This window comes from Sedimenticola thiotaurini (assembly GCF_001007875.1).
Taxonomy (GTDB): domain Bacteria; phylum Pseudomonadota; class Gammaproteobacteria; order Chromatiales; family Chromatiaceae; genus Sedimenticola; species Sedimenticola thiotaurini.
The window spans coordinates 1,718,701-1,737,760 of the sequence record NZ_CP011412.1; the positions used below are offsets into that span (position 1 = coordinate 1,718,701).

Here is a 19,060-nt window from a genome sequence, read left to right on the forward strand (position 1 = left end):
TGTCCTGTTGTGGCTGACGCTGCTACTGAGAGCCTGGGTTGGGGGGGAATCCCATGTGCATCAATGTCATCCGCTTGGCCACAAAAAACCTGCCTACCCGATATAAAGCAAGGTCGCCCCTGCCATATCGATTCTGCCGGCGACCCCTGGATATCATAGCGACCGTTCACCCTGAACCTTGAGCCGTTCCACTGCCCGGGTCATTTCCGGACCGTTCAGTACGGCATTGATTTTATTTGCATATTCCGGGTCAGTGGCATAACCGGCCCGCTGCAGTTCGGAGAAATAGGCCTGGCTGTTTTCAGCCGCTCCCAGCGCTTCGCTGTAACGGGGATTGGATTTCACGAAGTCGACATAGTCGTGAAAACTGTCCCGCAGCGATTCATAGGAACGGAAAGCGGCCCGCTTCTTCACCGCCGTACCCTCCTCGTACTCCAGGGTGTTGACGCTTACCCGATCACCTTCCCAACGGCTGTCCGCCTTGATGCCGAACAGGTTGTTGGAGAGCGCACCATCCGCAGAACGGATCAATTTTTTACCCCAGCCGGTCTCCAGCGCCGCCTGGGCCAACAGGGCCTGGGGTTTGAGACCGATCAGTTCCGCCGCCTCGGTGGCCCAGGGCCAGAGCTGCTCCACGAACTCCTGGGGACTCCAACGGCGCGGGTCGGGCTGGGCCGATTCAGCGGCAGATGGGGCAGCCGACCTCTTCTGCTGCACCTCGCCAACGGCCGTCACGGCAGCCTGATCGGTGTCGGATCCCCTGTTCGTGGTGCCGGCATCCAACGGGTTATACAGTTTGGCCGCCATGGCCAGCCGGTCATAATCCTGAATCGACTTACCGGCCTGGACCTTGTCCTCCTCCGCTTCGTCCCCACCACCCAGTTGCCGTTTGATCACGTCAGCCAGTCCGATACCACCGCTCTCGGAGAGATGGATAGCCAGCTGTTGGTCATACATATCCCGATAAAACAGGCTCTGCTCACTATCCATCAGCCCTTCGCCCAATCCGGCCTGACGCATGCTCTTCAGCATCTGCTGTACAAACAGGGATTCAAACTGGCGGGCCACCTGATCCAGCGAGCCCTGGGCATCCTCGGATGCCCGCGCCTTGAGCACCTTCAGCCCATCCATATTGGTATAGATTGAGGCACTGGCCAGATCCATCAGATCACCACCAATTCCGCCTTGAGAGCGCCCGCCTGTTTCAGTGCTTCCAGGATCGCCACCAGGTCAGAAGGGGCAGCCCCCACCTGGTTGACCGCCCGCACCACTTCGTTCAGGGAGACACCGGGATTGAACAGGAACATGCGACTGCCACCCTCCGCCACACTGACTTCGGACTGGGGCACAACCGCCGTGGTCCCGCCGGAAAAGGCCTCCGGCTGGGATACCTGATCGTTTTCGCTGATGGTGACGGTCAGGCTGCCGTGGGAAACCGCAGCAGGTGACACCTGCACCTGGTTACTGATGACCACGGTGCCGGTGCGGGAGTTGACAATCACCCGGGCTGCTACTTCGCCCGGCTTGACCGGTAGGTTCTCAATCAGGGAGACAAAACTGACCCGCTGATTGGGATCGATCGGGGTATTGACCCGGATAGAGGTGGCATCCAGGGCCCGTGCGGCACCCGGGCCAATCGCTTGGTTGATCGACTCCACCATCCGGTTGGCGGTGGTGAAGTCGCTCTCATGCAGGTTTAGGGTGAGGAAAGTACCCTGATTAAATCCTGAAGTGACCGTGCGCTCGACGGTGGCGCCATTGGGAATCCGGCCGACACTGGGGATATTGATGGTGATACTGGAGCCATCTGCGCCGGAGGCACTCAGGCCGCCCACCACCAGATTGCCCTGGGCAACGGCATAGACCCGGCCGTCGGCGCCCTTCAGGGGTGACATCAGCAGGGTGCCACCACGCAGACTCTTGGCATCGCCGATGGAGGAGACCGTCACATCAATCTTCTGCCCCGGCTTGGCAAACGCGGGCAAGTCGGCATTGATGGTGACTGCTGCGACATTCTTCGGATTGATACTGGTATCGGGGGGCACCACGATGCCGAGCTGGGTCAGCATGCTTTTCAGACTCTGCTCGGTGAAGGGTGAGGAACTGGTCTTGTCACCGGTGCCGTTCAGCCCCACCACCAGTCCGTAGCCAAGCAACTGGTTGGTCCGCACCCCGGCAATGGAGGCGAGATCCTTGATCCGCTCCGCCTGGGCCAGGCCGGAAAACAGCATCAATAGCAGCAGGCCCACCATTAAACGGGCCGACCGACGGCCGGTTTTCACTGTAATCGGATGGAACGCTGTAGCGTGTTTCATAGACTTCACCTAAAAGGGCATCAGGGCGCTGATGAAGAAGCGGCCCAACCAGCCCATTACATTGGCATCGGCCACCGCACCATCGCCCACGTAGACGATGGTCGGGTCAGCCAGACGGGTGGAGAGTACGGTATTGCTGGCGTCTATATCCGCCGGGCGCACAATACCCGATACCCGCACATATTCATTACCCTGGTTTATGCCGATCCGTTTTTCACCCCGGACGATCAGATAGCCGTTGGGTAACACCTCGATGACAGTCACGGTAATGTCACCGGTCAGTTCATTGTTCTGTTCACTTTCGCCATCACCACTGAAATCGTGCTCCGACTCCAGGGAGAAACCGAGATTGTTATTTGAGTTGCTGGCCAGCGGCAGAATTCCCGGCGCATTGAACTGGGCCGTGGTGCCCAGGATGGTCGGGTTGGTGATGATGTTGCTGTTGGATTTGCTCACATCTGTGGTGGCGCTCTTTTTCGCATCGGTCTTTTCCGCCAGCTTGATGGTCAGCATATCGCCCACCCGCCTGGCTCGCATATCCTCAAACCAGGAGTACTCGTAACCGGCCTGGTAGATAGCGCCATTGCCATCCGGCTTCGGTGCCGCCACGACAGGACGCACCGGGGCATACGCCGGGTCACGGACCGGCGCTGAGTTGCAACCGGCAAGGCCGGCGGCGGCCAGCGCCAGCAGGGTTAGGGAAAGGAGCCGATTCGTCATCTCAATCACCTGTGCTTAAAGCTGGTTACTCACGTAGGAGAGCATTTCATCGGTGGTGGCAATCGCCTTCGAGTTCATCTCGTAAGCGCGTTGGGTCTCAATCATGTTAACCATCTCCTCCACCACGTTGACGTTGGAGCTCTCCAGCGATCCCTGGTTAACGGTGCCGACTCCGTCGATACCCGGTGTGGCCGTGGTGGGGGCACCGCTGGCACCGGTTTCACGGAACAGGTTCTGGCCGATCGCCTCAAGTCCGGTCGGGTTGATGAAATCAGCCAGCTCGATGTTACCAATCTGGGTCGGCGTGCTGTTTCCGGAGACCAGGGCGGAGACCACACCGTCAGTGGCGATGGTAATGCTCAGGGTGTCATCCGGTACTGTAATGGAGGGCTCCAGTGGATAGCCGTTGTTATCCACGATCTCCCCATCGGAACTCATGCCGAAGGAGCCGTCACGGGTGTAAACGATGGAACCATCGGGGTGGAGGATCTGGAAGAAGCCGCGCCCCTGGATAGCGATATCCAGGGAGTTGCCGGTCTGCATGATATTGCCCTGGGTATGCAGCTTCTGGGTTGCCACGGTACGGACACCGGTACCAATAGCCAGACCGGAGGGCAGTTGGGTATCTTCCGATGACTGGGCACCGACCTGGCGGATGTTCTGGTAGATCAGATCTTCGAACGAGGCGCGATCCCGTTTGAACCCGGTGGTACTGACATTGGAAAGGTTATTGGATATGACCGCCATACGGGTCTGTTGCGCATCCAATCCTGTTTTTGCTATCCAGAGTGCGGGATACATGGGTTGTCATCCTCTTTTGTTGCTTTGCTTGCCTAAAATAAGTGCAATCCACGTGCCAACCAGATTAACTCATGCGCATAATGCTGGCGGAAGATTCGTCGGTCTGCTCTGCGGTCTTCATCATCTTCACCTGCATCTCGAAGCGGCGTGAGAACTCGATCATATCCACCATGGAGTCGACGATATTCACATTGCTGCTCTCCAGCGAGCCGGTGGCCAGTTGCACCTCTGCATCGGCCTCCAGCAGTTGGCCATCCTGTTGCCGCATCAGGCCATCCTCACCCTTCTCCATGCCATCCAGAGCAGGACCCACCATCTTGATCCGGTCGATCTCCGCCAACTCACCGGCACCCTGGCCAAGTGGTCGAATGGAGATAGTGCCATCGGAGGCAATCTCGATTTTTTCCGCCGGTGGGATGGCAATCGGCCCGCTATTGCCGATGACCGGCAAACCATTGCCGGTGGTCAGCAGGCCGTTGGCATCCACCTTGAGGTCGCCGCGCCGGGTGTAGGCTTCACTGCCATCCCGTGCCTGCACGGCAAACCAGCCGTCACCATTGATCGCCACATCCAGATCACGCCCGGTATGCACAATGGCGCCATGTTTGAAATCGATTCCGGGCCGCTCATCCATGCCGTAGACCCGGGTGGGAAAGCCATCGCCGAATACCGGCATGCTGCGGAACTGTTGCAGATCGGCCAGGAACCCCGGCGTACTGGCATTAGCCAGGTTGTTGCTGTTGGTCGACTGGGCCAACAGGGTCTCTTTGGCGCCGCTCATCGCAACATATAACATGCGATCCATTGTCTTCTCCTGTGAATTTCATCGGGGTGGGCAACAAAACCGGCCCACCCTGTCACGCTTAACGGATGTTGATGATCGTCTGGGTCACCGTATCGGCGGTGGTGATCACCTGGGCATTGGCCTGGTAGTTACGCTGTGCGGTGATCAGATTCACCAGCTGTTCGGCTATATCCACGTTGGAGTTTTCCAAACCACCCGACTGCACCAGACCGAAGTTGGAGGTACCCGCCTCACCCATCTGCACGTCGCCGGAGGCGTAGGTCTCCGCCCAACTGGTATCACCCTGTTGACTCAACCCTTGGGGATTATTGAATTTGGCTAACGCCAGCTTGCCCAACGCGGTGGACTGGCCATTGGTAAAGGTGGCCGAAACCACACCGGTATTATCCACATCCACGCCACTGAGCCGACCCGGTGCATAGCCATCCTGGGTCAGGTCATTGACGGAAAAAACCGAGCCAAACTGGGTACTGTTGTTCAGGTCAAAAGTGAGGCTCAGTGGATCCGCCCCAGTAATGGCAAAAGGATTGAACGCCAGTGTACCGGTGGCGGAGACACTGCCGGACCCGGCCACCAGTGCACCGGCCGTGTCAAAATTGACGGTGGCACTGGGGAAAGCGGCGGAGGAAGGCGCCGTAGTTGAACTGGCGGTTGGGGTAACAATATTGCCGTCCACCGTGGTGTAGACATTCCACTGGTTCGCAGCCGCATCCGATTTACGGAAGTACATGGTCATGGTGTGGGCGGTACCCTGTGAATCGTACACGGTGGTCGAGGTGGAGTTGTCATAGCTGGTGGCTATTGTGGGATCAAACAGCGTGGCAGCCGGCATGGCGGTCACGCTGGAGTCCAGGTTCAAAGATACATTGGCGCTGGTGGTTGCGGATGGTGCACCGGAAAGCGTGGGTAACTGGAGGTCGGTGGTAGCGCCGGTATTAAAATTCCCGGTGTTACCGATCGGGGCAAACACCTGCAACCGCTCGTTGGCATGATTAACCACATAACCATCCCGGTCGACCGTATAGGCACCGGCCCGGGTATAGGTGGTGTTGCCGGTAGAGTCCTGGAGGGTGAAGAATCCCTCCCCGTTCAGCGCCAGATCCAGACTGTTGGAGGTAAAATCCACGTTCCCCTGGCTGAACTGCTGCGCCACTCGGCTGACCCGTACACCCCGGCCGGCTGCTGTTGCGCTGACATCCTGGATGGAGTTGGCGTAGATGTCGGCAAACTCGGCACGGGACTGCTTGAAGCCGTTGGTGGCCGCGTTGGCGATGTTATGACCGGTCACTTCCAGATCGGTGGATGCGGCATCGAGTCCGCTCAATGCGATGCGAAAAGGCATACTCAATTCTCCTCGTTAATTAATCAGCGGATTTCCGCAACAGAACTAAATGAAATCGGACCCAGACCGGCCAGGTTAACCGACAGCTCCTGGCCTGCAGCACCGATACTGACGCTGTCCACCTTGGCCTCGATCAGGGTGTAGGGCGTTATACTCTCGCCGTCCACTTCGGCCTGCGCCGCGATCTGGTATTGACCCGGCTCTACCGCCTGGCCGCTCTCATCCAGACCGTCCCAGGTAAAGCTCACTTCACCTTTGGTCTGGGTACCGAGATGGATCTCCTTGACCAGCTCGCCCGAAGCATCTGAAATGCGTACGGTTACATCACTGGCCGACTCGGTAACACCCACCACACCCTGGATGGTACCCCCCGCCTCCAGGTTGGCAGTGTTCAGCGGAGCCAACACGGTACGCCCGACAATATTGGCCGCCTGCAGCGCCTGGTCAGAGATCATGGCATCGGAGAAACCGGCGAATGCGCTGTTTAACTCATCGATACCCGAAACCACCGAGAACTGGGAAATCTGGGTCGCCAGTTCGCTGTTCTCCATCGGCGAGAAGGGATCCTGGTAGGTCAGTTCAGTGACCATCAGCTCCAGAAAATCCTCCATACCCAGCTCATTGCTACTCTCTGTTTCGGTCTCACTGGAAAGGCCCAGTGCCTGATAAATCTGCTCATTAGTAATTGCAGTGGTGCTGCTCATGGGACGGCTCCTTTATTCACCGAGTCGCAAAGTAGCGACCATCAACTGTTTGGCGGTATTTACCACTTCGACATTGCTTTGATAGGAACGCGAAGCGGATATCATGTTGGCCATCTCCTCTACCGGGTTCACATTGGGCCGGAAGATATAGCCCTCCTCGTTGGCTTGGGGATGATCCGGCGCATACTCCATGCTGGGCGGGGCCTCGCTCTCAACAATGCCCCGCACCTGAACCCCCACAGCCGGCGCATCGGGATTGAACTGATTCAGCAAGGCACTGAAGACCGGCTGACGTGCCCGATAGGTCTCATCGATACTGCTGCTGACACTGTCCACATTGGCCATGTTGCTGGCCACGGTGTTGAGCCGCAGGGTTTGCGCGGTCATACCGCTGGCGGCTGTATCAAAAATCTTGAACATTGACATGATTATTGCCCCGTAATTGCTTTCTTGAGGGTTTGGATGGTGCCGCCAAGGAAGCGCAGGCTGGCCTGGTACTGCAGCGCGTTCTCCGCAAAGGCGGTATGCTCAAGCTGACTGTCCACCGTGTTGCCATCCAGGCTCGGCTGGGTCGGTATGCGGTAGGCCATCTCGCTGGGCGAGATGACGCCATCGTCCAGCGGAATGTGGCGCTGGTGGGTGGTGGTCAGGGTGGACTCCCCGGCTACCTGCTGCCGGAGCACTTCGTGGAAGTCGAAATCCCGCGCCTTGTAGCCCGGGGTATCCGCATTGGCGATGTTACCGGCCAGCACCTCAGCACGCTTTGCATGCAGCTGAAGTGCCTGGGCATGGATTCCTAATAACTTGTCAAAACTCATTGGTCTGCTTCCTGGTTGTTCCCGGAAACTACTAAGCAGACAATGTGCCAAATTTTTATTTAATTGTTTTTAAAGGATTTATTTAACATTGTTGGAAAAATAACCGGGAAAGCGGCAAACGGAGACCGCCTCAGCGGCAAAGGGTAACCGGGAACAGGCAAGGAGGGAGGGAGGCTGAGAATACTCAGCTGCAGCCAAAGTGACACGTGTCGGGCACAGGGTATCGGTCAGGCTACTTCAGGCGGTAGGCGATTCCGCCCAGTTTACTCACCATCTCGAACCGATCAGTATGGGCCGACAGGGACTCTGTGGAGCCGAGAAACAGGTAGCCACCCGGATTCAGCACCCCGGCCATGCGATTAATGATGTCGCGCTTCTGTTCGCTGGAGAAGTAGATCAGCACATTGCGGCAGAATATCACGTCGAAACGCCCCATCATTTCGTAGCCCCGGGTCAGGTTAAGCTCACGAAAACTGACCCGCTTACGGATCTCCGGCTTCACCTCCAGACAATCACCATTAACATTAAAATAGCGCGCCTGCTGTTCCAGGGTCAGCCCCCGAGATGCCGACATACCACAATAGACACCCTTTCTGGCCTCTTTCAGTACCGTGGAGGAGATATCGGTTGCAACCACATCCACTCCCCCAGGCAAGACTCCGGGATTGGCCCGTTGATAGTCCTGTACCACCATGCTCAGGTTATACGCCTCCTGACCATAGGAGCAGGCCGCCGACCAGATACGGATGGCGTGGCTGTGACGGGCCTTGATCTCCGGGCAGACCATCTCCTGAAGCATGCGAAAATGGGACATATCACGAAACCAGAAGGTCTCATTGGTGGTCATGGCGTCGATGATGCCCGCCCGCAGGCTGGGATTACGGTTGCTGTTGAGCTGCTCCAGCAACTGTCCGACAGTGCTGATGCCGTAGTCACGCATCAATCCACCAAGACGACTGGAAACCAGGTACTCCTTCCCCGCACCCAGTACAATGCCGCAGGCATTTTCAAGAAATTTCCGAAATGCCTCATAGTCACCCGGTGACAGCATATTTTGACTCGCCAGTGACTGCAATATAGTTATCCATTCCTTTGATGTTGGCTACGCCTGTTGAGAGGAGCGAGCCTTCAACTCCTCCTTATGCTCCTTAAGACGCGCCTGGACCACACGGGCCAGCTCGTCCGGATCAAATTTAGCCAAGAACGAATTGGCCCCTACTTTTTCAATCATGCTCTGGTTAAACACGCCACTCAGTGAAGTATGGAGTATAACCGGCAAATTGGCGAGTTCCGGATCCTTGCGGATCTCCGTAGTCAGAGTGTAACCATCCATCACGGGCATCTCCACATCCGAAATAATCAGGGAGAGAAAATCAGATACTCGGCGCCCCTCGTTGCTCCATGCCTTGAGTTGATCCAACGCCTGCTTGCCATCGTTGCAGATGGTGGCCATCACACCCAGCCGGTCCAGTACCCGTTTTACCTGCTTACGGGCTACGGCGGAGTCATCAGCCACCAGTATGTGTTGGGTCTCATCGATCGCCTCCTCGTCAATCACACCCTCGGACACCTCCTCGGGCAGGGCGACGATCTCACTCAACACCTTCTCCACGTCAATGATTTCCACCAGGTCATTATCGATCCGAGTGACGGCCGTCATGTAACTCTCTTTCGCCGCACCCCTGGGGGGCGGGAGAATCTCCGTCCAGTTCATGTTCACAATTCGATCAACCGAACCCACCAGGAACCCCTGCACCCTGCAGTTGTACTCAGTGATGACAACAAAACGCCCTTCGGTACTATCCAGCGGCGCACCACCGATGGCGTGGGAGAGATCCACGACCGGAATGGTTTTGCCGCGCATATTGGCAACGCCCCGTACTACCGGGTGAGAGCCGGGCAACTGGGTCAGGGGCGGGCACTGGATAACCTCTTGCACTTTGAACACATTAATACCAAACCGCTGCTCCCCAGCCAGCCGAAACAGCAGCAGTTCCAGCCGGTTTCTGCCCGCCAGCCTGGTTCGTTGATCCACACCGTCAAGAACGCCTGCCATCTCTAATTCCTCTCTGTTTTCCCTGTCCCATATTAGCGACCTAGAGACCGATTGCTTTAGGAGCAGCACCAGCCCCCGCTACCTGACAGCCCCGGAAAGCTCCCAGCCACAGGATATTCAGGCATGTATTTTGCATATTTCTTAACGACAAACAATGGAACTAAATGCTTTTTAACAGGTGACACCATGAGCGGATCAATATCCACAATCAGGACACGGCACCGCTGGTCCTGCCTGCTTCTCGCCTGGTCACTGGTGGCGACAACCGCCACTGCGGCCCAGACGCAGTCCCATGACAGCATACGCCAGGCGGCAGAACAACATGTGCTGGATCAATTTGATCAGAAAGGACAGCAGGTGAACGCTACCGCAAAACGGCTCGACAGCCGGCTACGTCTTGCCGCTTGCGATGAGGACCTGGAGACATTCTCACCCTACAGCCGGAAAAACATTTCCCGGATCACTGTCGGCGTTCGCTGCAATGCGGCAGACGGATGGACGCTCTATGTGCCGGTAACCCTCTCTCTGATCAAGGAGGTGGTAATCGCCAACCGGGAACTGCCAAGCGACACCATCCTCACGCCGGCCGACATCACAATCGAAAAAAGGGATGTGGCGAAACTGCACCGTGGCTATCTTGAACGCCCCCAACAGGCGGTCGGAAAAATTGTGAAACGCCGAATCCGTCAGGGAGCCATCCTGACCCCGGGCCAGTTGAATATTCAACACGCCGTTAAAAAGGGTACCCAGGTGGTCATCGTAGCCCGGATCGGCACCCTGGTGGTCCGCATGAACGGAAAGGCACTGACCAACGGCGCCATCGGCGAGCGGATCAAGGTAAAAAACAGCAGCTCCAATCGACAGATTGAAGCTACCGTTATCGACACGGGCGTGGTCAAGGCCACAACCTAGACCCGCCAATGGCCCCGGAGACGCCTATCTAGCGCTTACCGCAGTGTGAACTGACGCGGATTTTCCGCATCAAACGGACTATATTTCAACTAAAGCTTGTAGCCGTTTGGCCGCTACGCAAATGGGTACTTTCTCAGCAAGGTGATTAACAGCATGAAAATCAAAGGTCCGGCCGGACAACCCATCACTACCGGCGAAAGCGCTAAAAGCACAGCGACCAGCAACACCCAGACAGCGGGCGCATCCAGCTCGCGCAAATCAGACGGAACCTCCGGTGATACCGTCAGCCTGACAGGCTCCGCCACCCGCCTTCAGGAACTTGAAGCGCAGGTCGCCAGCCTGCCGATCGCCGATGCCCAGCACGTCTCCGACGTGCAACGCTCCCTGGCCACCGGCACATTTGCCTTCGAGCCGGAAGAGGCAGCAGAGCACCTGCTGGCCCAGGAGCGGGAGTTTTCGAAACTGGAAACAAAGGAGTAAATAATGACCCTCTCTGCCGATCAGCAGAACCAGCTCACCCAGGCACTCTCGGCCGAGGTGAAATGCGCCCAAACGCTGGAAGAGATTCTAAAGCGTGAACAGGCGGCACTGAAAGCAACCGATCCCGATCAGGTTCTGGAGATCAGCAGAGAAAAGCAGCAGGCCGTGGAGCAGATGCAGGCCCACTCCAGGCAACGGGAACGTCTACTCACCTCGTTGGGTATCAACGTTGATGCGCCTGACCTGAACCGGTTTTTTCAATCAAACAGCGATTCCGCCTGCGCCGATCTGTGGCGTCAACTGGGTGGAATTGCGGACCAGTTGCAGAAACAGAATGAGATCAATGGCGGCATCCTGGCCCTCAGCCAACGCCATAACAAGCAGGCGCTGGATCTGCTTTGCGGACGCACCGAGAGCAGAAACACCTACGGCGCCAAGGGCCAGCAGGAACCGGACCAGCCCGGCCACCCACTGGCCAAAGCCTGAGAACAGGAAAAAGCCCGCAGCAGCCATGCACAACCGACGAGCGGGCCTGCGCAACAGAGCCCGGCCAGACGTACCTGTCCGTTTCCAGCATCACTCCAGCATCGCCGGCTCCGACAGCTGCCGGTAGCGATCCAGATCGGCCTCCCGGTCCAGATCCCAGAGCGGCTCCAGCTCACGCCAGTATCCGACCTGTTGCGCCAGGCGTTGCCGGGTTATCGCCAACACCTGATCTGTACCCCAGGGAATATCACTGAACAGTCGATGCTCCATCCGCCGCAGCCCCAGCAGGACATAGCCACCATCCTCGGCCGGTCCCAGCACCGCGTCTGCACCTGACTCCAGCCAAGCCAGCGCCCGACACAGATGCCCCCCCGTCAGTACCGGACAATCGCCTCCGATCAACAGCACCATCTGGGAACGAGCCAGCGCCTGTTCGGCCCCGTGGGCCATGCGCTGCCCCAGGTCACCCATCACCTGCGGGTGAAGCGTTACCGACCGGTTTTGGGCCGCCGCCTGAAAAACCCCATGCCGGGTATCCGGTGCACACCAGATGTCGAGGGGTGCAATATCGGCACTCGCCTCCCCGATCATCCGTACCAGTAGCTCCCGATAAATAGCCGCAGCGTGTTGCGCGCCGACGGCTGGAATCAGGCGCGTCTTCACCTGCCCCGGCTCGGGAGCCTTGGCAAACAGCAGAATACGGGCATGGGGATAACGCATTATCGATACCGTTCCGCCAGTCGCGCCGGGTCGGCCCCCATAAAATAGGCCCAGCGCAAACGCCACATCAACAGGATGGTGCGCACGATGCCGCGTGATTCCCAGCGACGGCTGGAGGTCACCAGGCGTTGCGGCAGGATCAGCGGCCGGGAGCAGCGCTTGAGACGCCGACTGATCTCCACATCCTCCATCAGGGGAATGTCCGCGAACCCGCCCAGTCGGGCAAACAGCTCCCGGCGCACGAAAATGCCCTGGTCACCGGTAGCGATCCCGGTCAGCCTGGAGCGCCAGTTCATCATGAACCCGATGAGCCGCAGCAACGGATGGCGGCCCGACAAGCGGATATCGAAACGTCCCCAGCCCCCCGTGGAGGAGGCCATAACCGTACAGATCAGCGCGGGAAAGTCCGGCTGAATAACACTGTCAGCATGGAGAAACCAGAGGACCTCCCCCGTTGCAACGGCGGCACCGGCATTCATCTGCCGTGCCCGCCCCGGAGCCGACTCGATCAACCTATCCACCAGGGGCTTAGCCCGCGCCACTGTATCGTCCCGACTGCCTCCATCCACCAGAATCAGTTCCACGCCATCGGCGCGGGCGACCTGAAGGGTCTCCAGCAAGGGACCAATGGCGTGCGCCTCATTCAGACAGGGGATAACGACCGACAGGGCGCCAGCACGGCACTTTTGACATTCATTCACTCAGCGCTCCACCACAACTGCTGCCCTGCCCTGCGGTACAACCGTAGCAGTGCTCAGCGATACGGATCGCCCAACCCTCCAGCTGCTGGTCGGAAATCTCCCCGATATGAATCCTGTCCCGCCCCTCCCGGGCGATGGGCATCTGTAACATCTGGTTGAAGTCGCAATCGTAGAGATAACCCTGCCAGTCGATACTCAACTGGTTTCTGCACATGACTGTCTCCAGGTTATCGCTGCTGTAGGCGCTTCTCAACAGGGCCAGGTAATCATGGAACTGCCCCTGGGAGAGTAACATGCTGCCGAAACGACTGATCGGCATATTGGTGATGGTGAAGAGCTGGCTGAAACGGATACCATGGTCGTTCCACAGGCGGCGTTTGAAGTCCTGCTCCAGGGCACACTGGGCCGGCGGGAGTGAAGGCCCCAGGGGATTAAAGACCAGGTTCAGCACCAGACCACTCCCCTCCTGGGCATAACCCAGTTCATTCAACTGCTGGAGCCCCCGGATACTGGCATCGTAGACCCCCGCACCCCGTTGCTGATCCACGTTCTCCGCCAGATAACAGGGCAACGAAGCAACCACCTCCACCTGCTGTTCAGCCAGGAACCTACCCAGCGTCTCCTGCCCGGGCTCACCCAGGATGGAGAGGTTGCAGCGATCGATCACACCCACACCCCGCTCTCTTGCGGCTTTCACCAGATAACGGAAATGGACATTCAGTTCGGGTGCCCCGCCGGTCAGGTCGATACGGCGTATCTGCTGCCTGTCGATAAATCGCAGCACATCATCAATCGTCTCCCGCTCCATCATCTCGGTCCGCTTGGGACCGGCATTGACATGGCAATGCTTGCAGGTCTGATTGCACTGATACCCCAGGTTAATCTGGAGTGTTTCCAACTGCCCCCGATTGATAGCGGGAAAAGTGGTGGGGGAGAGCAGATGGGCTGTATCCAACATAACAAACATTCCTTGACCAACAATTCATCTATATAGTTTACGGCGACCGACAGGGCAACGAATACTGCTCAGTCAGCGCGGTTATCAGCAGGTTGCCAAACAGCCCCGGGAAAATGCTAGAATGCGCCATTCTCAGGGGAGCCGGGATATCCTGCTGCTACTTTCTACGGTTTGCCTGAGATAGCACAGCACCCTCACAGCCCCCGTAGCTCAGCTGGATAGAGCGCACCCCTCCTAAGGGTGAAGTCACACGTTCGAATCGTGTCGGGGGCGCCATTTTCCTGCAACGCTATCCTAACAGACCCGCACAACGACCGATCTCTTTCACTACTATCCGATCAAAGATCGTTTAAAGCCGGTTTGATACCGTCCTTATATCGACGAAGGGTGCGGCCGGGCGGCGGCAACTGTTCGTTACCTGACTACCTTTTCTATGCCGATCCATGCTGTGTGGTGAGGAAGCGAACCCGGCCTGGAATGACCGTCAGGCCTGACCTGAACCCTCGGCCCGTTGCTTCTCTTCAACCAACACACCATTCAGCGGTGCGGATTCGGTTTCGATCGTCACTTCGATGCCGGCTGCGGGAGGCGTTGTGGAAGGCTCATCTTTGCGCGCCTGCAACCGGGTCAGGATATCGGAAAGGACCCGCTCCAACTCAGTATAGGCACGGTACTGGGCAAGTTGGTAATAAGTACTTTTCCGGTCGTTCAGCAACGCCAATCGGGCATCAAAATAGGCCACGTCAGCCTCCAGTGAACTGAGGGTGAGACGCGCCCACTTTTTCTTCTGTTTTTTTTCCGATTCCTGCATAAACTCACGTTGCTTGCGGATTTGACCCGGGTTATTTCAATACCCTCGCAGCAGTATAACGCCCCGGCAGTACAAATATCTAACTGCATGAATAAGTGTGATTTAGTTCAACCCGGCACAACTGCCGGAATGACGCAACTGCACAAAAATAACGACTTTTTTGGACAATTGTACTAATTAATACAAAAAGACTTTAAAAAAGTGTCTCTTATGCTACTATCCCCCTAATCGCTCCCCATCCACTCAATAATAGGCCGATCATCCAAATGAGCGCACTTCTGGAGTTGTTACGCAACACATCTGCCCTCTCCGGCGGTAATGCCGCCTTTATAGAGGATCTCTACGAAAGTTACCTGCAGGACCCAAGCAGCGTTGATTCTGCCTGGAGAGAACGCTTCGACGACATTATCAAGGACTCTGCAAACGAGGCACCCGATATTGCCCACGGCCCGGTCAGATCAAACTTTGCCCGTCTGGCGAGGGAGAAGCGGCCGGCGTCCCGACAGAGTACTGAACGCATGTCCCCGGGAGCAGCCGAAAAACAGGCCGCGGTATTGCGTCTGGTTAATGCCTGGCGTGTGCGCGGACATCAGTATGCCACGCTGGATCCGCTGCGGTTGCGGGATATCGAAGATGTACCCGACCTGGACCCGGCGTTCCACCGTTTGGGCGAAGCAGACATGGACACGGTATTCAACACCGGTTCCCTGTTTGCGCCCGACCGGATGCCGTTACGGGAAATCATCAACTTTATAAAAGAGGTATACGGCAACAATATCGGTTCTGAGTATATGCACATTACCGATACCCGCCAGAAACGCTGGATTCAGAAACGGGTCGAGGGATCCCGGGCAAAAGCGGATCTCAGTGCCGATGACAAGCGCTGGCTGTTGACCCTGCTGACCGCCGCCGAGGGCCTGGAAAAGTATCTGCATACCCGTTACGTCGGACAGAAACGGTTCTCCCTGGAAGGGGGTGAATCCCTGATTCCGCTGCTGGATGAACTGATCCAGCGGGGCGGCAAGGATGGTATCCGGGAAGTGGCCATCGGCATGGCCCACCGCGGTCGACTGAACGTCTTGACCAACATTCTGGGCAAAGCCCCGGCCGAACTGTTCGACGAGTTCGAAGGCAGGAAAAGCCCGGAACCCTATAAAAGCTCCGGTGATGTGAAGTACCACATGGGGTTCTCCACCGATATCGAGACACCGAGTGGCTTTACCCACGTGGTACTGGGTTTCAATCCGTCTCACCTGGAGATCATCAGCCCGGTGATTGAGGGCTCGGTTCGGGCCCGGCAACAGCGACGCGGTGACCGGGAAGGCAATGAAGTGTTGCCGATCCTGATCCACGGTGACTCCGCCTTCGCCGGCCAGGGTGTGGTAATGGAGACTTTCCAGATGTCCCAGGCCCGGGGCTACACCACTGGTGGATCGATCCATATCGTTATCAATAACCAGGTTGGCTTCACCACCAGCAACCCGCTGGACACCCGCTCCACGCTCTACTGTACCGATGTGGCCAAGATGGTGCAGGCACCGATCTTCCACGTTAACGGGGACGATCCGGAAGCGGTGATTTTTGTTACCCGGCTGGCTATGGATTATCGTCAACGTTTCCATAAAGATGTGATCATTGATCTGGTCTGCTACCGTCGTCATGGCCATAATGAGGCCGATGAGCCGGCCATGACCCAGCCGATGATGTACCAGAAGATCCGTCGCTTACCGACCACCCGGTCCAACTACTCGGATCAGCTGATCGCCGAGGGTGTTATTACACCTGACCAGAGTCGCGACATGGTGGAAGACTACCGCTCCTCCCTGGAGCAGAATTCCACCGTAGCCCGCCCCACCCTGACCGACCTGAACTACCCGTACCACGTCAACTGGGCGCCCTATCAGCATATCGACTGGGAACACCCGGCCGATACCACGATCAGCCCGGAGAAGCTGTCCATGCTGGCCAACCGGTTGCTGGAGGCCCCGGAAGGGTTCGACCTGCATCCCCGGGTGAAGAAGCTGATCGAGGGCCGTCGCAAGATGGCCACCGGCGACCAACTGGTGGATTGGGGCTTTGGTGAGTGCCTGGCCTATGCTGCGCTGGTGGATGAGGGCATTCCGGTACGCCTCTCCGGTCAGGACTGCGGCCGCGGCACCTTCTCCCATCGTCACGCAGTACTGCACAATCAACTCACCGGCGAGAGCTATACACCGTTACAGCACATCTCGGAGAATCAGGCCAACTTCCTGGTCATCGATTCACTGCTTTCTGAAGAGGCGGTGCTGGGCTTTGAGTATGGCTACGCCACCACCGAACCCCGGGCGCTGACCATCTGGGAGGCCCAGTTCGGTGACTTTGCCAATGGTGCCCAGGTTGTGATCGACCAGTTCATCAGCTCCGGTGGCGCCAAGTGGGGCCTCTACTGCGGGCTGGTGATGCTGCTGCCGCACGGCTATGAAGGCCAGGGTGCGGAACACTCTTCCGCCCGGCTGGAGCGTTACCTGCAACTCTGTGCAGAACACAACATGCAGGTCTGTGTCCCAACCACCCCGGCCCAGGTGTTCCACATGCTGCGTCGGCAGATGTTGCGTCCGATGCGCAAACCCCTGATCGTGATGTCACCCAAGAGTCTGCTGCGACATCGCCTGGCCACCTCATCCCTGGAAGAGTTCACCCAGGGTGGTTTCCAACCGGTTATCGGAGAGACCGACGATCTGGATCCGGCAGAGATCGAGCATATCGTGGTCTGCTCCGGCAAGGTCTACTATGAGCTGCTGGAAGCACGTCGGGCACGGGGACTGCGCAGCGTGGCGATTATCCGTATAGAGCAGCTGTATCCGTTCCCGCATGAGATATTTGATTCGATTATCGATCAATATCCCCAGGTTGAACGGATCATCTGGTGCCAGGAAGAGCCCCAGAACCAGGGTGCCTGGGACCAGATAAAACACCGTTTCCACACCCTGCTGGATAAGGGTAAACACCTCTATTACGTGGGGCGGCCCGCCGCTGCCGCGCCGGCGGTGGGATACTACCCGATACACGTTCAACAACAAGAGACCCTGATCGATGAAGCCCTGACCGGCCAAATCAATCCCTCAATGAACCGAAGGACGCCTGCATAAAATGAGTATCAATGTAACCGTACCGGCACTGCCGGAATCTGTCGCCGACGCCACCATTCTCACCTGGCACAAAAAGCCGGGCGATGCGGTCTCCCGCGATGAGAATCTCGTCGATCTGGAGACCGACAAGGTCGTGCTGGAAGTACCTGCCCCTAAGGATGGGATAATGGGTGAGATCAGTGCGGCCGAAGGTGACACCGTTCAGGCGGGTGATCTGCTCACGTCGATTCAGGAAGGCAGCGCACCGGCACCCCAGGCATCTACGCCGGCCGCCACCGATACGGCCAGCGATGAAGAGCCGGTTCTGACGCCGGCGGTACGTCGACTGGTTAAAGAGAAAGGCATTGACCCCAAGGATATCGTTGGTACCGGCAAGGATGGTCGTATCCTCAAGACCGATGTAACCGCCTACCTGGAGAGCCTGGAAGCCGCAACCAGCAAGGCACCTGCAGAGCCCAGCCCGGAGAGTGAAATCACCCAGACGGGTATCGAGGGCGAACGTCCCGAGCAGCGGGTGCCCATGACCCGTCTGCGGGCCCGCATTGCAGAACGGCTGCTGGAGGCGCAGCAGAACGCCGCCATTCTGACCACCTTCAACGAAGTGGATCTACAGGCGATCAATGACCTGCGCAAGAACTACAAGGATAAGTTCGAGAAAGATCACGAGGTCAAACTCGGCTTCATGTCGTTCTTCATCAAGGCCTCGGTGGAAGCGCTGAAGCAGTTCCCGGCGGTCAACGCCTCCATCGACGGCAAAGACATCATCTACCACGGCTACTATGACATCGGCATCGCGGTCGGATCACCCCGCGGCCTGGTGGTACCGATCCTGCGTGATGCTGATCAACTCAGTTTTGCCGAGACCGAGAAGGCAGTGCGAGATTTCGGCAAGAAGGCTAATGACGGCTCCCTCAGTTACGAAGAGCTGACTGGCGGTACCTTCACCATCTCCAATGGTGGCGTGTTCGGTTCCATGCTCTCAACGCCGATTCTGAACCCGCCCCAGAGTGCCATCCTGGGTATGCACACCATCCAGCAGCGCCCCATGGTCATTGACGGCGAGATCAAGATCCGGCCCATGATGTACCTGGCCCTCTCCTACGATCATCGCATTATCGATGGCCGTGAGGCGGTACAGTTCCTGGTCACTATCAAGAACATGCTGGAGGATCCCACCCGCCTGCTGCTGCAGGTTTAAGTAACCAACAGACCAGGTCTGGATACACTGATAAAACCGGGGATCCTGCAACAGGAGCCCCGGTTTTTTTATGGATGACTATACTGATCCCCAGAAGTTGGCCGA

20 protein-coding genes and 1 tRNA gene are annotated in these 19,060 nt (G+C 57.6%); 6 read left to right on the forward strand and 15 right to left on the reverse strand.

The window, feature by feature from the left end; genetic code table 11:
• Positions 1–153: 153 nt before the first annotated feature.
• From flgJ to AAY24_RS07885, 11 genes are all read right to left on the reverse strand, one after another.
• Positions 154–1,164 (reverse strand): flagellar assembly peptidoglycan hydrolase FlgJ, encoded by a 1,011-nt coding sequence (gene flgJ / locus AAY24_RS07835; protein WP_046859209.1) that lies wholly within the window; start codon positions 1,162–1,164, stop codon positions 154–156.
• Positions 1,164–2,252, reverse strand: a complete 1,089-nt coding sequence (locus AAY24_RS07840; RefSeq protein WP_046859210.1) for a flagellar basal body P-ring protein FlgI — start codon at positions 2,250–2,252, stop codon at positions 1,164–1,166. The genes flgJ and AAY24_RS07840 overlap by 1 nt, the downstream gene beginning before the upstream one ends.
• A 72-nt stretch (positions 2,253–2,324) precedes the next feature.
• On the reverse strand, positions 2,325–3,035 hold the full coding sequence (flgH, locus tag AAY24_RS07845; RefSeq protein ID WP_046859211.1) for a flagellar basal body L-ring protein FlgH: 711 nt from the start codon (positions 3,033–3,035) through the stop codon (positions 2,325–2,327).
• Positions 3,036–3,050: 15 nt separating this feature from the next.
• Positions 3,051–3,836 carry a flagellar basal-body rod protein FlgG gene (gene flgG / locus AAY24_RS07850; protein WP_046859212.1) on the reverse strand — a complete coding sequence of 262 codons (786 nt, stop codon included), beginning with the start codon at positions 3,834–3,836 and terminating at the stop codon, positions 3,051–3,053.
• A 64-nt stretch (positions 3,837–3,900) separates the two neighbouring features.
• Positions 3,901–4,641, reverse strand: coding sequence for a flagellar basal-body rod protein FlgF (flgF, locus tag AAY24_RS07855; protein ID WP_046859213.1), 741 nt, complete (start codon positions 4,639–4,641; stop codon positions 3,901–3,903).
• A 58-nt stretch (positions 4,642–4,699) separates the two neighbouring features.
• Positions 4,700–5,983, reverse strand: coding sequence for a flagellar hook protein FlgE (gene flgE / locus AAY24_RS07860; protein WP_046859214.1), 1,284 nt, complete (start codon positions 5,981–5,983; stop codon positions 4,700–4,702).
• Positions 5,984–6,006: 23 nt separating this feature from the next.
• Positions 6,007–6,687 carry a flagellar hook assembly protein FlgD gene (locus tag AAY24_RS07865; RefSeq protein ID WP_046859215.1) on the reverse strand — a complete coding sequence of 227 codons (681 nt, stop codon included), beginning with the start codon at positions 6,685–6,687 and terminating at the stop codon, positions 6,007–6,009.
• A gap of 12 nt (positions 6,688–6,699) precedes the next feature.
• Positions 6,700–7,113, reverse strand: coding sequence for a flagellar basal body rod protein FlgC (flgC, locus tag AAY24_RS07870; RefSeq protein WP_046859216.1), 414 nt, complete (start codon positions 7,111–7,113; stop codon positions 6,700–6,702).
• A 2-nt stretch (positions 7,114–7,115) separates the two neighbouring features.
• A complete protein-coding gene (flgB, locus tag AAY24_RS07875; RefSeq protein ID WP_046859217.1) occupies positions 7,116–7,505 on the reverse strand; it encodes a flagellar basal body rod protein FlgB in 390 nt (129 codons plus the stop codon).
• A 232-nt stretch (positions 7,506–7,737) separates the two neighbouring features.
• Entirely contained in the window at positions 7,738–8,580 is an 843-nt protein-coding gene (locus AAY24_RS07880) for a CheR family methyltransferase (RefSeq protein WP_335337225.1), read from the reverse strand.
• Positions 8,581–8,607: 27 nt separating this feature from the next.
• Complete coding sequence (locus AAY24_RS07885) at positions 8,608–9,561, reverse strand: chemotaxis protein CheV (protein WP_046859218.1); 954 nt, start codon at positions 9,559–9,561, stop codon at positions 8,608–8,610.
• A gap of 186 nt (positions 9,562–9,747) precedes the next feature.
• Between AAY24_RS07885 and flgA the strand changes: the two genes are divergently transcribed.
• The 3 genes from flgA (at position 9,748) to AAY24_RS07900 (ending at position 11,439) form a co-directional block, all read left to right on the forward strand.
• Entirely contained in the window at positions 9,748–10,473 is a 726-nt protein-coding gene (flgA, locus tag AAY24_RS07890; RefSeq protein WP_052761135.1) for a flagellar basal body P-ring formation chaperone FlgA, read from the forward strand.
• A 153-nt stretch (positions 10,474–10,626) separates the two neighbouring features.
• A complete protein-coding gene (gene flgM / locus AAY24_RS07895; RefSeq protein WP_046859219.1) occupies positions 10,627–10,953 on the forward strand; it encodes a flagellar biosynthesis anti-sigma factor FlgM in 327 nt (108 codons plus the stop codon).
• A 3-nt stretch (positions 10,954–10,956) separates the two neighbouring features.
• A complete protein-coding gene (locus AAY24_RS07900; protein WP_046859220.1) occupies positions 10,957–11,439 on the forward strand; it encodes a flagella synthesis protein FlgN in 483 nt (160 codons plus the stop codon).
• Between the two features lie 90 nt (positions 11,440–11,529).
• Here the strand turns inward: AAY24_RS07900 and AAY24_RS07905 are convergent, their stop codons facing one another.
• Genes AAY24_RS07905 through arsS form a run of 3 tightly spaced genes read right to left on the reverse strand, consistent with a single transcriptional unit; the run spans position 11,530 to position 13,818 of the window.
• Positions 11,530–12,159 carry a TIGR04282 family arsenosugar biosynthesis glycosyltransferase gene (locus AAY24_RS07905; protein ID WP_046859221.1) on the reverse strand — a complete coding sequence of 210 codons (630 nt, stop codon included), beginning with the start codon at positions 12,157–12,159 and terminating at the stop codon, positions 11,530–11,532.
• Entirely contained in the window at positions 12,159–12,860 is a 702-nt protein-coding gene (locus tag AAY24_RS07910; RefSeq protein WP_046859222.1) for a TIGR04283 family arsenosugar biosynthesis glycosyltransferase, read from the reverse strand. Before AAY24_RS07910 ends, AAY24_RS07905 begins: the two co-directional genes overlap by 1 nt.
• Positions 12,853–13,818, reverse strand: coding sequence for an arsenosugar biosynthesis radical SAM (seleno)protein ArsS (gene arsS, locus AAY24_RS07915; RefSeq protein ID WP_046859223.1), 966 nt, complete (start codon positions 13,816–13,818; stop codon positions 12,853–12,855). The genes AAY24_RS07910 and arsS overlap by 8 nt, the downstream gene beginning before the upstream one ends.
• 199 nt (positions 13,819–14,017) lie before the next feature.
• Between arsS and AAY24_RS07920 the strand changes: the two genes are divergently transcribed.
• Positions 14,018–14,094 (forward strand) — tRNA-Arg (locus tag AAY24_RS07920).
• 208 nt (positions 14,095–14,302) lie between these two features.
• Here AAY24_RS07920 and AAY24_RS07925 read toward each other — a convergent pair.
• Complete coding sequence (locus AAY24_RS07925; RefSeq protein WP_046859224.1) at positions 14,303–14,629, reverse strand: hypothetical protein; 327 nt, start codon at positions 14,627–14,629, stop codon at positions 14,303–14,305.
• 266 nt (positions 14,630–14,895) lie between these two features.
• On the opposite strand from AAY24_RS07925, the gene AAY24_RS07930 reads away from it, so the two are divergent.
• Together AAY24_RS07930 and odhB are read left to right on the forward strand one after the other, a co-directional pair.
• Positions 14,896–17,757, forward strand: a complete 2,862-nt coding sequence (locus AAY24_RS07930; protein ID WP_046859225.1) for a 2-oxoglutarate dehydrogenase E1 component — start codon at positions 14,896–14,898, stop codon at positions 17,755–17,757.
• Between the two features lies 1 nt (position 17,758).
• Positions 17,759–18,955 carry a 2-oxoglutarate dehydrogenase complex dihydrolipoyllysine-residue succinyltransferase gene (gene odhB / locus AAY24_RS07935; RefSeq protein WP_046859226.1) on the forward strand — a complete coding sequence of 399 codons (1,197 nt, stop codon included), beginning with the start codon at positions 17,759–17,761 and terminating at the stop codon, positions 18,953–18,955.
• The last annotated feature ends 105 nt before the right edge of the window (positions 18,956–19,060 follow it).